17 protein-coding genes are annotated in these 12609 nt (G+C 69.1%); 4 read left to right on the top strand and 13 right to left on the bottom strand.

What is annotated here, in order from left to right:
* Nucleotides 1–50: 50 nt before the first annotated feature.
* The 4 genes from HW566_RS00280 to HW566_RS00265 form a co-directional block, all read right to left on the bottom strand.
* Nucleotides 51–710, bottom strand: coding sequence for a ribonuclease HII (locus tag HW566_RS00280; RefSeq protein WP_178009391.1), 660 nt, complete (start codon nucleotides 708–710; stop codon nucleotides 51–53).
* A complete protein-coding gene (gene lepB, locus HW566_RS00275; protein WP_178009389.1) occupies nucleotides 707–1450 on the bottom strand; it encodes a signal peptidase I in 744 nt (247 codons plus the stop codon). The genes HW566_RS00280 and lepB overlap by 4 nt, the downstream gene beginning before the upstream one ends.
* 143 nt (nucleotides 1451–1593) lie before the next feature.
* Complete coding sequence (gene rplS / locus HW566_RS00270; protein WP_178009387.1) at nucleotides 1594–1941, bottom strand: 50S ribosomal protein L19; 348 nt, start codon at nucleotides 1939–1941, stop codon at nucleotides 1594–1596.
* 156 nt (nucleotides 1942–2097) lie between these two features.
* Nucleotides 2098–2592 (bottom strand): MFS transporter permease, encoded by a 495-nt coding sequence (locus HW566_RS00265; protein ID WP_178009386.1) that lies wholly within the window; start codon nucleotides 2590–2592, stop codon nucleotides 2098–2100.
* Between the two features lie 52 nt (nucleotides 2593–2644).
* Here HW566_RS00265 and map point away from each other — a divergent pair, with 52 nt between their 5' ends.
* The gene (map, locus tag HW566_RS00260) at nucleotides 2645–3427 is read left to right on the top strand and encodes a type I methionyl aminopeptidase (RefSeq protein WP_178009384.1); all 783 of its coding nucleotides are present in this window, start codon (nucleotides 2645–2647) and stop codon (nucleotides 3425–3427) included.
* Between the two features lie 28 nt (nucleotides 3428–3455).
* Here the strand turns inward: map and trmD are convergent, their stop codons facing one another.
* The 4 genes from trmD to rpsP are packed head-to-tail and all read right to left on the bottom strand — an operon-like array spanning nucleotide 3456 to nucleotide 5438.
* A complete protein-coding gene (gene trmD / locus HW566_RS00255) occupies nucleotides 3456–4151 on the bottom strand; it encodes a tRNA (guanosine(37)-N1)-methyltransferase TrmD (protein WP_178009382.1) in 696 nt (231 codons plus the stop codon).
* Nucleotide 4152: 1 nt separating this feature from the next.
* A complete protein-coding gene (gene rimM / locus HW566_RS00250) occupies nucleotides 4153–4782 on the bottom strand; it encodes a ribosome maturation factor RimM (protein ID WP_178009380.1) in 630 nt (209 codons plus the stop codon).
* A 1-nt stretch (nucleotide 4783) separates the two neighbouring features.
* Nucleotides 4784–5014: an RNA-binding protein gene (locus HW566_RS00245; RefSeq protein WP_023950977.1), complete on the bottom strand. Its 231-nt coding sequence runs from the start codon at nucleotides 5012–5014 to the stop codon at nucleotides 4784–4786.
* Between the two features lie 4 nt (nucleotides 5015–5018).
* Nucleotides 5019–5438, bottom strand: a complete 420-nt coding sequence (gene rpsP / locus HW566_RS00240; RefSeq protein ID WP_178009378.1) for a 30S ribosomal protein S16 — start codon at nucleotides 5436–5438, stop codon at nucleotides 5019–5021.
* A gap of 183 nt (nucleotides 5439–5621) precedes the next feature.
* On the opposite strand from rpsP, the gene HW566_RS00235 reads away from it, so the two are divergent.
* Complete coding sequence (locus HW566_RS00235; protein WP_178009376.1) at nucleotides 5622–6791, top strand: glutamate--cysteine ligase; 1170 nt, start codon at nucleotides 5622–5624, stop codon at nucleotides 6789–6791.
* A gap of 16 nt (nucleotides 6792–6807) precedes the next feature.
* On the opposite strand, the gene ffh is transcribed toward HW566_RS00235, so the two are convergent.
* Both ffh and HW566_RS00225 read right to left on the bottom strand, forming a co-directional pair.
* Nucleotides 6808–8355, bottom strand: a complete 1548-nt coding sequence (gene ffh, locus HW566_RS00230; RefSeq protein WP_178009374.1) for a signal recognition particle protein — start codon at nucleotides 8353–8355, stop codon at nucleotides 6808–6810.
* 47 nt (nucleotides 8356–8402) lie between these two features.
* Nucleotides 8403–8969: a TetR/AcrR family transcriptional regulator gene (locus tag HW566_RS00225; protein WP_178009372.1), complete on the bottom strand. Its 567-nt coding sequence runs from the start codon at nucleotides 8967–8969 to the stop codon at nucleotides 8403–8405.
* Between the two features lie 58 nt (nucleotides 8970–9027).
* Between HW566_RS00225 and lipB the strand changes: the two genes are divergently transcribed.
* Complete coding sequence (lipB, locus tag HW566_RS00220) at nucleotides 9028–9678, top strand: lipoyl(octanoyl) transferase LipB (protein WP_178009370.1); 651 nt, start codon at nucleotides 9028–9030, stop codon at nucleotides 9676–9678.
* Nucleotides 9675–10700 carry a lipoyl synthase gene (lipA, locus tag HW566_RS00215; RefSeq protein WP_178009368.1) on the top strand — a complete coding sequence of 342 codons (1026 nt, stop codon included), beginning with the start codon at nucleotides 9675–9677 and terminating at the stop codon, nucleotides 10698–10700. Before lipB ends, lipA begins: the two co-directional genes overlap by 4 nt.
* A gap of 13 nt (nucleotides 10701–10713) precedes the next feature.
* On the opposite strand, the gene HW566_RS00210 is transcribed toward lipA, so the two are convergent.
* The 3 genes from HW566_RS00210 to ftsY are packed head-to-tail and all read right to left on the bottom strand — an operon-like array spanning nucleotide 10714 to nucleotide 12607.
* Nucleotides 10714–11166, bottom strand: a complete 453-nt coding sequence (locus HW566_RS00210; protein WP_178009366.1) for an MSMEG_6728 family protein — start codon at nucleotides 11164–11166, stop codon at nucleotides 10714–10716.
* Nucleotides 11167–11173: 7 nt separating this feature from the next.
* Nucleotides 11174–11674, bottom strand: a complete 501-nt coding sequence (locus HW566_RS00205; RefSeq protein WP_178009364.1) for a DUF2004 domain-containing protein — start codon at nucleotides 11672–11674, stop codon at nucleotides 11174–11176.
* A 60-nt stretch (nucleotides 11675–11734) separates the two neighbouring features.
* On the bottom strand, nucleotides 11735–12607 hold the full coding sequence (gene ftsY / locus HW566_RS00200; RefSeq protein ID WP_178009363.1) for a signal recognition particle-docking protein FtsY: 873 nt from the start codon (nucleotides 12605–12607) through the stop codon (nucleotides 11735–11737).
* Nucleotides 12608–12609 lie beyond the last annotated feature (2 nt).

The raw sequence follows: 12609 nt of genomic DNA, 5'->3' as shown, positions 1-12609 counted from the left end.
GGCGCCGCGCGCCGTCCCCGAGTCGCCCCACGGGCGCCCTCCCGCTGCGCTCAGAACAACGTCGGCGCGTCGGCGATCGCCCACGACGCCCGATGGTGACGGCTGAGACCGTGGGCGCGGATCGCGTCGCGGTGCAGCGCGCTGGCGTACCCCTTGTTGCGGACCCACTCGTACATCGGCGTCTCATCGTGCAGTTCGACCATGTGCGCGTCGCGCGACACCTTCGCGATGACGGAGGCGGCGGCGGCGCTCGCGCAGTCGCGGTCGGCCTTCACGATGGTCTGGATCGTCATGCCGGGCCCGGAGACCGGCGTGACGTAGTCGTGGTTGCCGTCGAGGATCACCACCGCGTCCGCGGTGCGCGGATCGATGCCTTCCAGCCCCGCGAGCGCCCGGACGGCAGCGAGGCCGAGAGCACGCATGATCCCCCTCTCGTCGATCTCGGCAGGCGATGCCCAGCCGACCGCCGAGGCGACGACCCAGTCCGCCGCGCGCGTGGCGAGGCCGGGTCGACGGAGCTCGGTGACGAGCTTGGAGTCCCGGAGTCCCTCGGGGATGCGGCGCCGAGCGCGCGAGGCATCGAGGACGGCCGCGCCGACCGCGACCGGCCCGGCCAGCGCACCCCGACCGACCTCGTCGAGCGCGATCACGAGATCGTGTTCGCGTAGCAACCGCCGCTCGACAGTGAGGCGGGGCGCGACGACGCTCATGGCGCTGCGGGCGCCGGAACGCCCGAGAAGACGTCGTGATGGAAGTCGATCGGACCGAAGCGGTCGAGCGGCCACGTGATGAGGAACGCGCGGCCGACGACGTTGTCCAGAGGCACGAACCCCTGCGACGGCTGCTCCTGGTTGTAGCGGGAGTCGCGCGAGTGGTCGCGATTGTCGCCGAGCACCCAGAGCGAGTTCGCCGGCACGGTGACGTCGAAGGGCACCTCCTGCGGAGCCGACTGGCCGTCCGCGAGCAGAACGTAAGACGACTCGTCGACCGGAACCCCGTTCACCGTGATCTGCCCGACGGCGTTGCAGCACACGACATGATCACCGGGCATACCGATGATCCGCTTGATGAGGTGGTCCTTGCTGTCGGGAGCGGAGAGCCCCACGACCGACATCACCCAGTCCACGCCTTCGACGAAGGGCGAGCGCACCGGTTCGACCGTGGGCGGGAGCCACCCGCCGGGATCGCGGAAGACCACGACGTCACCGCGGGCGTATCCGCCGAAGCGGGGCGTCAGCTGATCGACCAGGATGCGGTCATCCTTCAGGAGTGTCCGCTCCATCGAACCCGACGGGATGTAGAAGGACCGGACGAGGAAAGTCTTGACCAGGAACGACACGACGAGCGCGATCGCGATGATGACCAGGATGTCGCGCACCAGCAGCCATAGCCGCCGCGAGCGGGAGCGCGCGGGCGCCGGTGCCGACGCGGCAAGGTCATCGGTGGTCATTGATTGCCTCTCATCCGACTCTCCCGCCGGGGAGCCCGTTCCAGGGTCGCACACTCCGTGCGTATCGCCGCCCGCCGCGCGCGCGGGGAACGACGGATGCCCCGGGCTTGAGCCCGGGGCATCCAGAGATCGCGTCGCTGGACTCAGCGGTCGCGCTTCTCCTTGATCTTGGCCTTCTTGCCGCGGAGGTTGCGCAGGTAGTACAGCTTCGCGCGTCGGACGTCGCCACGGGTGACGACCTCGATGTGGTCGATCACCGGGCTGTGCACCGGGAAGGTGCGCTCGACGCCCACCTGGAAGCTGATCTTGCGGACGGTGAAGGTCTCGCGCACACCGTCGCCGGAACGGCCGATGACGACGCCCTGGAAGACCTGGATACGCGAGCGGTTGCCCTCGGTGATGTTGACGTGCACCTTGACGGTGTCGCCGGGAGCGAAGACGGGAACGTCGCTGCGCAGGGATGCTGCGTCGACGGAATCGAGGATCTGCATGATCTTTTCTTCCTGTGACCGCCTCAGGTCGACCGCGAGAGAGTGTGAATAAGGATGCGGTGCCCCGGGCGCCCGCCGGGCACCGCTCCCCTGAGGCAGAGATCTGTCAGGGCACGAAGGTCTATTCTGCCACGACGGCGGCGTCGTGCCAAACCATCAGCGCTCGCGGCGCGGTGCCTCTTCGACGACGTAGACGTCCTCTGCGGCCGCTCGATCCCGCCGATCCGCCGCCGCACCCCGCAGGAAGGCCGGGTCGACGGGAACCGTGAACAGTGAGACGGGCCGGGCCTCGCGGAACAGCTGCCACAGCGAGACCCAGAACACCGCGAGGAATCCGGCGGTCGCCGCGAGCAGCAGCGGCCAGAACGCGCCTTCGGGGTAGAGCCCGACCGCGATGACCAGGACGTGCCAGACGCCGAAGACCAGCACGTCCCACCAGGAGAGCTCGCGCGAGTGTCGCACCGTGCCGCGGGCCCGCACGAGCAACGTCGCCACGAGCTGCCCGATCAGGACCGAGGGCACAGCGATGAACAGCACCCAGAGGAACACCCACCCCGATGCGCCCGACACCGCCCAGCCCACCACGAGCCAGAGCGGCAGCACCAGCGCCGCGGGCAGAAGCCAATGGAAGAGTGCTCGTCGCAGCCACATGCTCCCGATGCTACGCCGGTCCGGCAGGATAGAAGCTGAAGAGAGGAACACGATGATCGAGCTGCGCACCCCTGCCGAGATCGAGGCGATGCGTCCCGCGGGACGGTTCGTCGCCGAGGTTCTGGCGACCCTCCGCGATGAGACGAAGGTCGGCACGAATCTCCTCGCGATCGACCGTCGCGCCCACGAGCTCATCCGCCGCGCCGGCGCGGAGTCCTGCTACATCGACTACCACCCGTCCTTCGGCGCCAGCCCGTTCGGCAAAGTCATCTGCACCTCGATCAACGATGCGGTCCTGCACGGCCTCCCCCACGACTACGCGCTGCGCGACGGTGACCTCGTCACGCTGGACTTCGCGGTCGCCGTCGACGGCTGGGTCGCCGACTCGGCGGTCTCGTTCGTGGTCGGCACACCACGGGATGAGGACCTCGCCCTCATCGACACCAGCGAGCGCGCGCTCGACGCGGCGATCGGTGCGGCCACGGTCGGCAACAAGATCGGCGACATCTCGCACGCCGTCGCGACCGTCGCGCGGGCCGAGGGCCTCACGATCAACACGGACTTCGGCGGTCACGGCGTAGGCCGTGAGATGCACGGCGACCCGCACGTCCCCAACGACGGCAAGCCGGGCCGTGGCTACCCGTTGCGTGCCGGACTCGTGGTGGCTCTCGAGCCCTGGTTCCTGCAGAGCACCGACAAGCTCGTCACCGACGCGGACGGCTGGACGCTCCGCAGCGCGGACGGCTCCCGGGGAGCGCACTCCGAGCACACCGTCGCGATCACCGCCGACGGTCCGATCGTCCTCACCGACCGGTCGTTCCTCGGGGTCGACTGAACGCACGGACGCCGAGGGTGGTCGACTCTCAGGACGACGGCGGCAGAAGGTCGGGCCGACGCGTGCGCGTCCTCGTCATCTGCTGCTCGCGACGCCACTCCGCCACGCGGCGGTGGTGTCCGCTGAGCAGGACGTCCGGGACGTCCTGACCGCGCCACGAGGCGGGCTTCGTGTAGGAGGGATACTCCAGCAGTCCGTTCTCGTGCGATTCCTCGACGAGGCTCTCGGGGTTTCCGACCACACCGGGGATGAGTCGGCCGATCGCCTCGATCATCGCCATCGACGCGACTTCCCCGCCGTTGAGGACGTAGTCGCCGAGGCTCATCAGGCGGACGTCGCCCAGCGTTGCGGCGTAGGCGAACACCCGCTCGTCGATGCCCTCGTAGCGACCGCACCCGAACACCAGGTGCTCGGCGTCGCTCAGCTCTCGGGCGGTGCGCTGCGAGAAGAGCTCGCCGGCGGGCGACGGGAAGATGAAGGTGGGTGCGGTCGCCGCATCCGCGATGATCGCATCGAGCGCGGCGCCCCACGGTTCCGGCTTCATCACCATGCCCGCACCACCCCCGTACGGGGTGTCGTCGACGCTCCGATGCCGGTCGGTCGCGTAGTCCCGCAGGTCGTGGACGCGAACGTCGAGCAGCCCGGCGCCACGAGCCTTGCCGAGAAGGGAGACCTCGAGGACGTCGAAGAACGCGGGGAAGATCGTGACGACGTCGACGCGCACGTCAGACCTCGGTCGACGCGTCGTCTTCGGAGACGGTCTTCGGAACGGTCGCGTCGTCCTCGGCGGACTCATCGACCTCGTCGGCGGGGAGGTCTTCGAACAGCCCGGCTGGAGGGGTGACGATGACCCGGCCCGACGCGACATCGACCTCGGGCACGATCGCCTTGACGAAAGGCACCAGGATCTCGGCATCGTCGCCGTCCCGCTGCACGATGAGCAGGTCTTGCGCGGGGAAGTGGTCCACGCGCGTGATGCGGCCCACACGCTCACCGTCGCGGACGACGTCGAGGCCCACCAGCTGGTGGTCGAACCAGGCATCATCCTCTGCCGCGGCGTCGCCGTCCTGGTCTATCCAGAGGATGGCCTTCACGAGGCTCTCCGCGGCGTCACGGTCGTTGACGTCGTCGAGGAAGACCACGGGGTGGGAGTTCATCCATCGGAACTCGCGAACGGTGACCGACTTGCCGTGCCACGGAGAGGCCTCGGGAACCTGCACGGTGAACGTCGCTCCCGGGACGAAACGGCCGTCGGGGTCGTCGGTGTACAGCTCGAGCTTGAGAGCGCCCTTGAGGCCGTGCGCCTTCACCAGGCGCCCGACGCGCAACTGCGTGCGGGCGGTGTTGCCGGCCATGTCAGTCGTCCGCGACGTCGACGCGGACACGGGTGCCGTCGGCCAGCGCACTGATGAGAGCGCGCAATGCCTTGGCGGTGCGCCCGCCGCGCCCGATCACCCGTCCACGATCATCGGGATGCACGCGCACCTCGAGGACCTCGCCGCGGGGCGACGAGGAGGAACGGATGACGACGTCGTCGGGGTGATCGACGATCCCCTTGACGACGTGCTCGAGCGCGGCGGACAGCAACGGATTACTCCGAGTCGGCGGCGTCGGCGGCCGGTGCCTCGTCGGCGGGAGCCGCGGCGGGCTCCTCGGCCTTCTTGGCCTGCGGCTTGATGACCGACTTCTTCGAAGCGTCGGGGACGAACTCGCCCTTCGCCTCGGCCGTGCGAACGGTCGAGACGGCGTTCTTGTCGCCCTTGAACTTGCCCCAGTCGCCGGTGAGCTTCAGCAGCGCAGCGACCTGCTCGGTGGGCTGCGCGCCGACCGAGAGCCAGTACTGGGCACGCTCGGAGTCGACCTCGATGACCGAGGGCTCCTCGGTCGGGTGGTACTTGCCGATCTCTTCGATCACGCGGCCGTCGCGCTTGGTGCGCGAGTCGGCGACGACGATGCGGTAGTAAGGCGCGCGGATCTTGCCGAGGCGCTTGAGACGGATCTTGACAGCCACAATTCTCCTGAGTGGTGTGATGTGAAGTGAACGTCGCCTGGAGCGTGGGGTGCACACCCGGCGGGAGCTCTGAGGGCGGACCTTCTCGCCGGATAGAGGGTCGAGCGAGCGGTCCAACGGTCTATTTTGCCAGATGATGACGGTCGTCGCGAACCGGACCTCGTCGCGTGTCAGACTGTGGCCATGACGGTCCCCTTCGCCACGTCTGCCCGATCGACCGTGGGCCTCGAGTGGGAGTTGATGCTGGCCGATCGTGCGAGCGGCGATCTCGCCCCGCGCGCACCCGAGGTGCTGGCCGCCGTCGAGGAGTCCTCGACTCTCGAGCGGTACACGATCACCGGCGAACTGCTCACCAACACGATCGAGGTCACCAGCGGAGTCGGCGACACCGTCGCGGCCGCGGTCGACGACATCGACGACGCCATCCAGCGCGTGCGCGAGTTCGCCGCACCGCGCGAGCTCGAGCTGCTCTGCGCCGGCAGCCACCCGTTCGCGCGCTGGTACGAGCAGGAGGTCACCGACAAGACCCGATACCACAAGCTCATCGAGCGCACCCAGTGGTGGGGGCGCAACATGATGATCTGGGGCATCCACATCCACGTCGGCGTCGAGGACGTCAACAAGGTGTTCCCGCTCATCAACGCACTCTCGCTGTATCTGCCCCACTTGCAGGCCCTCTCGGCGTCGAGCCCCTTCTGGGCCGGCGATCGCACCGGCTACGCCTCCAACCGCTCACTGGTCTTCCAGCAGCTTCCCACCGCCGGGCTGCCCTGGGACTTCACCGAGTGGCGCGACTTCGAGAACTACCTCGACGGCATGGTCCGCACGGGTGTCATGGAGGACGCCTCGGAGGTCCGTTGGGATATCCGTCCGGCGCCCAAATGGGGCACGATCGAGATCCGGGCCTGCGACGGCATGTCGACGCTGCCGGAGCTCGCGGCGGTCGCGGCACTGGCTCAGACGCTCGTCGAGCACCTCTCCCGCCAGCTCGACGAAGGCCGCACCCTCCCGACCATCCCGCCGTGGTTCGTCCGCGAGAACAAGTGGCGCGCCGCCCGGTACGGACTCGATGCACGCGTGATCGTCGACGCCGAGGGGACGCAGCGCAACGTCGCCGAGCACCTGCGCGAGACGATGGAGGTGCTCGAGCCCGTCGCCCTCGACCTGCACTGCGCACGCGAGTTCCGCGGCCTGCGCACGATCCTCGACCAGGGAGCCAGCTACGTGAGGCAGACCCGCGTGGCGGACGGGGCGGATGGGGACCTGCGTGAAGTGGTGCAGCACCTCATCCGCGAGTTCCGGGACGGTCCGACGCTCCGCGAGCACCTGGCGCAGCCGGACAACCCGCGTTGAATCGGCGCCCGCCGGCTCAGCGCTTGCCGAAGAGCTTCTGGATCTCGGCGAGATCGGCTTCGCTGGGCTGAGCGGGGGCGCCGCCCAGTCCGAAACCGGAGCCGGTGGGTGCAGCCGTTGCGACACCCGCGTTCTCGGCCGCACGCTTGGCGGGGTTCCCCGAGCGCGACCCGGACTTGCTCTTGGCCTGCTTGCCGCGCTTGCTCGACGCGCCCGGCTTCCCGCCCATGGGGCCCATCCCGGGGATGTTGGGCACGCCACCGCGGGCGACCGTCTTCATCATCTTGGCGGCCTGCTCGAAACGCTGGACGAGCTGATTGACATCGGTCACCGTCATCCCCGAACCGCGCGCGATGCGCAGGCGACGGGATCCGTTCAGCAGCTTCGGCGTGCGTCGCTCGGCGGGCGTCATCGAACGGATGATCGCCTCGGTGCGGTCGATCTCGCGCTCGTCGAACTGCTCGAGCTGCTGCTTCATCTGTCCCATGCCCGGCAGCATGCCGAGCATCTTCTTCATCGACCCCATCTTCTTCATCTGCTGAAGCTGATCGAGGAAGTCCTCGAGGGTGAACTGCTCCTTGGCGAGCTTCTCGGCGACGGCATAGGCCTCTTCCTCGTCGAAGGCCTGCTGAGCCTGTTCGATGAGGGTGAGGATGTCACCGAGGTCGAGGATGCGGCTCGCCATGCGGTCGGGGTGGAAGGGTTCGAGATCGTCGAGGCCCTCGCCCGTCGAGGCGAAGATGATCGGGCGCTGCGTGACCGAAGCCACGGAGAGAGCGGCGCCGCCACGCGCGTCGCTGTCGAGCTTCGAGAGCACGACCCCGGTGAAGTCCACGCCCTCCTGGAACGCCTTGGCGGTGTTGACGGCATCCTGGCCGATCATCGCGTCGATGACGAACAGCACCTCGTCGGGGTCGGTCGCGGTGCGGATGTCGGCCGCCTGCTTCATCAGCTCGGCGTCGACACCGAGGCGTCCGGCGGTGTCGATGATGACGACGTCGTGCTGGGCGCGTCGCGCGTGCTCGACACCGTCGCGGGCGACCCGGACGGGGTCGCCGACGCCGTTGCCCGGCTGAGGCGCGTAGATGGCCGCGCCGGCGCGCTCGGCGACGACCTGCAGCTGGTTGACGGCGTTGGGACGCTGGAGGTCGCACGCGACGAGGAGCGGCGTGTGGCCCTCCTTCTCGAGCTGCTTCGCGAGCTTTCCGGCGAAGGTCGTCTTGCCCGATCCCTGGAGGCCGGCGAGCATGATCACCGTCGGCGGGTTCTTCGCGAACTGCAAGCGGCGCTGTTCGCCGCCGAGGATCCCGACGAGCTCCTCGTTGACGATCTGGACGACCTGCTGGGCGGGGTTCAGCGCACGGTTGACCTCGTCGCCGAGGGCACGCTCGCGCACCTTGGCGGTGAACTCCTTGACGACCACCAACGCCACGTCGGCATCCAGCAGCGCGCGTCGGATCTCGCGCACCGTCTGATCGACGTCGGCGGCAGAGAGCTTTCCCTTGGTGCGGAGATTCCGGAAGGTCTCGGTAAGACGGTCGGAGAGCGTGCCGAAAGTTGCCATGATCCCTCGATTCTATGCGAGGCCCGACGCCTGCCCGCGCCGCCGCGTCAGTGCCGCGGCAGCAGTTCCGCCGCGCGTTCGAGGTAGACGGCGAGCTCCGAGCGCCCGGCGCCGCCACGGGCCCACGCGGCGACGGCCGCGAGCACCGCGCCACCCCAGGCGGCGCCCCGGACGTCGGCCTCGAGCCGGTCCGCGCCCGAGCGCACGAGCGCGTCCGACACGGCGCGACCTATCCGGGCGGCGCGAACAGCGGCGTCCCGGGCGAGCTCATCGGCGACGCCCATGGCGATGTCGTTGACGATGGCCAGAGCGAGGGCGTCCGGAGCGAACCCCGCCCCCATCTTCGCGATGGCAGCCGTCACGTCCGGCGCCACACCGGCCGCGCCGAGCTCGCTCTCGAGGCGCTCGATGCGTTCGTCGAGTCCCGCCCAGAGCACGGCGGACTTCGAGGCGAAGTAGTTGAAGAAGCTGGAGCGGCTCACCCCGGCCCGCCCGGTGATGTCGGCGACGGTGGTCGCGTCGTATCCCCGCTCGAGGAACAGCTCGCACGCGGCCTCGGCGAGGGTCTCGCGCGACGACACGCGGGGACGTCCCGCTCGATTCTCGGAGCTCATCGTGTCAGCCTAGGGGTGGCGTATTGTTGGACGCCGTCCACTATTGCGAGGAGACATCGTGATCGATGTACGGATCGTCGGGCTCGCGCCCGATGTGGTCCCCTACACCCAGGGGTGGGAACTGCAGCGCCGGACCCACGCCGCCGTCGTCGGCGGTGCGGCCGACACGCTGCTTCTGCTCGAGCACGAAGCCGTCTACACCGCGGGAGTGCGCACCGCGGCGCACGAGCGCCCGGACGATGCGACTCCGGTGATCGACGTCGATCGCGGCGGGAAGATCACCTGGCACGGGCCGGGACAGCTCGTGGGCTACCCCATCGTCCGGCTCGCCACACCGGTCGACGTCGTCGCCCACGTGCGTCGGCTCGAGTCGGTGCTGATCGCGGTACTCGGCGAGCTCGGGATCGACAGCCGACGCGTGGTGGGGCGCAGTGGGGTGTGGGTGTCGCAGGGCGGCCGCGACGCGAAGGTCGCCGCCATCGGCGTGCGCGTGGAGCGCGGTGTCACGATGCACGGCTTCGCCGTCAACTGCAGCAACGACCTCGCGCCGTTCTCACGCATCGTGCCCTGCGGCATCACCGATGCCGACGTCACGTCACTGTCGTCGATCCTCGGCCGCACCCTCGCGCCACGTGACGCCGTCGATGCGATCGCACGGGGGTTCGCCGCCGCGTTCTCCGACGCGTCCGACGCGGTGGTGGCGGCATGAGCGGCTGCGCCGTGCCGGCAGCCGGCGCCGCGCCCGCCGCCGGCCCCGGCGGGCGCAAGCTGCTCCGCCTCGAGGTGCGCAACGCCCAGACCCCGATCGAGCGCAAACCCGAGTGGATCAAGACCACCGCCCGCATGGGTCAGGAGTACCGCGCGCTGCACGATCTGGTGCGCGAGGAGGGCCTGCACACGGTGTGTCAGGAGGCGGGCTGCCCCAACATCTACGAGTGCTGGGAGGACCGCGAGGCGACCTTCCTGATCGGCGGATCGCAGTGCACGAGGCGCTGCGACTTCTGCCAGATCGACACGGGCAAACCCGCCGACTACGACACCGACGAGCCGCGGCGGGTGGCCGAGAGCGTCGCGCGGATGCAGTTGCGCTACGCCACGGTCACGGGGGTGGCCCGCGACGATCTCGCCGACGGCGGCGCCTGGCTGCACGCCGAGACCGTGCGACGCATCCACGCCGAGAACCCGAACACGGGCGTCGAGATCCTCGCCACCGACTTCAACGGCGATCCGGACCAGCTCGACGAGGTCTTCGCGTCGCGCCCCGAGGTGTTCGCGCACAACGTCGAGACGGTACCGCGTATCTTCAAGCGGATCCGTCCGGCCTTCCGGTACGAGCGATCCCTGGGCGTGCTGAGCCGCGCCCGCGATGCCGGCCTCATCACCAAGTCCAACCTCATCCTCGGCATGGGCGAGACTCCGGACGAGGTCGTGGCAGCCCTCCAGGACCTTCACGATGCCGGCACCGACATCGTCACCATCACGCAGTACCTCCGGCCGACCCCGCGCCATCTCCCGGTGGATCGCTGGGTGAAGCCCGACGAGTTCGTGGGCTTCCGCGAAGAGGCCGACCGGATCGGCTTCCTCGGCGTCCTCGCCGGACCCCTGGTGCGCTCGTCGTATCGCGCGGGCCGGCTGTGGGCGCAGTCGATGACCGCGAAGGGGCGCATGATCCCGCCCCATCTGGCGCACCTCTCGGATGCCGCCGCCGCGGGCTTCGCTCAGGCGGTGTGAGCCCGTCGAGCGATCACACAGCCGCCGGCTCCCCGGGCGCCGGCGGCCAGACGTACGGCAGGTCATCGGGGATGCCGCCGAAGTGCGGCCGGTAGAACTCGGGGTCTTTCCGGACGAGGTTCGATCGGTGGGAGAGGTGCAGCGCCTCGTCGCCGAGCCAGGGCGGCATGTCGAGCGCGGCCTGCGGGACACCGTCGACCCCCGGCGCGAAGGTCAGCAGCTGCTCCCGGACGGTGTCCGCTCGGCCGGCCGCGGTCCAGGCATCGGTCATCGCGAGCCCGTAGGACACGAGCGCGGGAAGGTATCCACGCCACATCTTGGCGGCCGGGTGGTGGCGCCAGCCGTAATCGGGCACGGTGTTCGCCCGTAGTAGCTGCAGCGTCTCCACCCGCTGCTTTCCGAGCCGCGCGGTGTCGAGGACGGCTGCGGATTCGGAGAACGAGGGGTACGGCAGAAACGTCTGCACGATCAGATCAGTCGGCGCTCGTCACCGACTGGATGCTCCCGTCGCTGGTGAGGTTCACCAGGAGCACTTCCTCGGTCGAATCCGGATCGAGCGCGTACTCGAGCACCGCGAACGGGTCGGAACCGCCGTGCTCGTCGGCCAGGATCGTCATGCTGATCAGCTGGAGCGAGCGGATGACGTCCATGTGGGTGTCGCCGGAGATGTCGACGAGGAACGACTCGATGTCCTCGCCCAGTTCCTCCTGCTGCTGCAGGATGAACTCCGTCACCTCGCTGGTACGGTCGTTCAGCTCCGACACCATCGCGTTCCGAGCGGTCAGATCGATCGCCTCGATCGAGGAGATCATCGCCGCTGCGACGTCGAGCGCAGCGGCCGAGACATCCTCCTGATCGGGTGCCGTGAGGTCGACGGTGACCGTCTGGTCACCGATCTCGACGTGATCCGACCAGAAGATCGATCCGTCCGGGCCCGACTCGAGGAGTCCGAAGTAGTCGTGCTCGATCGCCATGTGTTTATGAAACCAGCCGTGAGGGTGCGGGGGAAGTGGCGCTGCGGCGCGCCGTGGGAGTCAATCGACCAGAGCTGCCGCGAAGACGTGCGGCGTGAAACCGGTGAGGTCGCCGATCCCCTCGCCCTGGCCCAGCAGTTTGACCGGGATGCCGGTGCGCTCCTGCACCGCGAGGACGAAGCCGCCGCGCGCGGAGCCGTCGAGCTTGCTGATCACCAGACCGGTCACCCCGGCATGCTCCAGGAATGCCTCGGCCTGCATCACGCCGTTCTGGCCCGTGGTCGCATCGAGCACGAGCAGCACCTCGCTGATGGGCGCCTGCTTCTCGATCACCCGTCGGATCTTCGTCAGCTCGTCCATGAGCCCGCCCTTGGTGTGCAGACGCCCGGCCGTGTCGACCAGGACGATCTCCGTGCCGGTCCGCTTGGCGTAGTCGATGCTCTGGAACGCGACCGATGCGGGATCCTGACCCTCGTGCTGCGGACGGACGATGTGGGCTCCCCCGCGCTCGGCCCACGTCGCGAGCTGGTCCACAGCAGCGGCTCGGAACGTGTCGGCGGCGCCCACCACTACGGATCGGCCGTACCGCTGGAGGAACTTGGCGAACTTGCCGATCGTGGTGGTCTTCCCGACGCCGTTCACTCCCACCACGAGGACGACGGCGGGGCGCTCGGTCAACCGCAGCGTCGAGTCGAACGCGGCGAAGCGCTCTTCGAGGGTCTCCTTGAGCATGCGCTGCAGATCGCGGGGGTCGGTCGTGCGGTACCGCTCGACCTTCGCCTGCAGCTCCTCGACGAGGCGCTCGGTGATGTCGGGCCCGAAGTCGGCGGTCAGCAACGCCGTCTCGAGGTCTTCCCACGTGTTCTCGTCGATGGTCGGCTTGACGAACAGCCCGCGCAGCGCGCGCGAAAGCGACCAGGGGTTCTCGGCCATGC

The sequence above is a fragment of the Microbacterium oleivorans genome (genome assembly GCF_013389665.1).
Lineage (GTDB): Bacteria > Actinomycetota > Actinomycetes > Actinomycetales > Microbacteriaceae > Microbacterium > Microbacterium oleivorans_C.
Note: the sequence above shows the minus strand (reverse complement) of the source record. Positions and strands in the feature narration are given on the sequence as shown.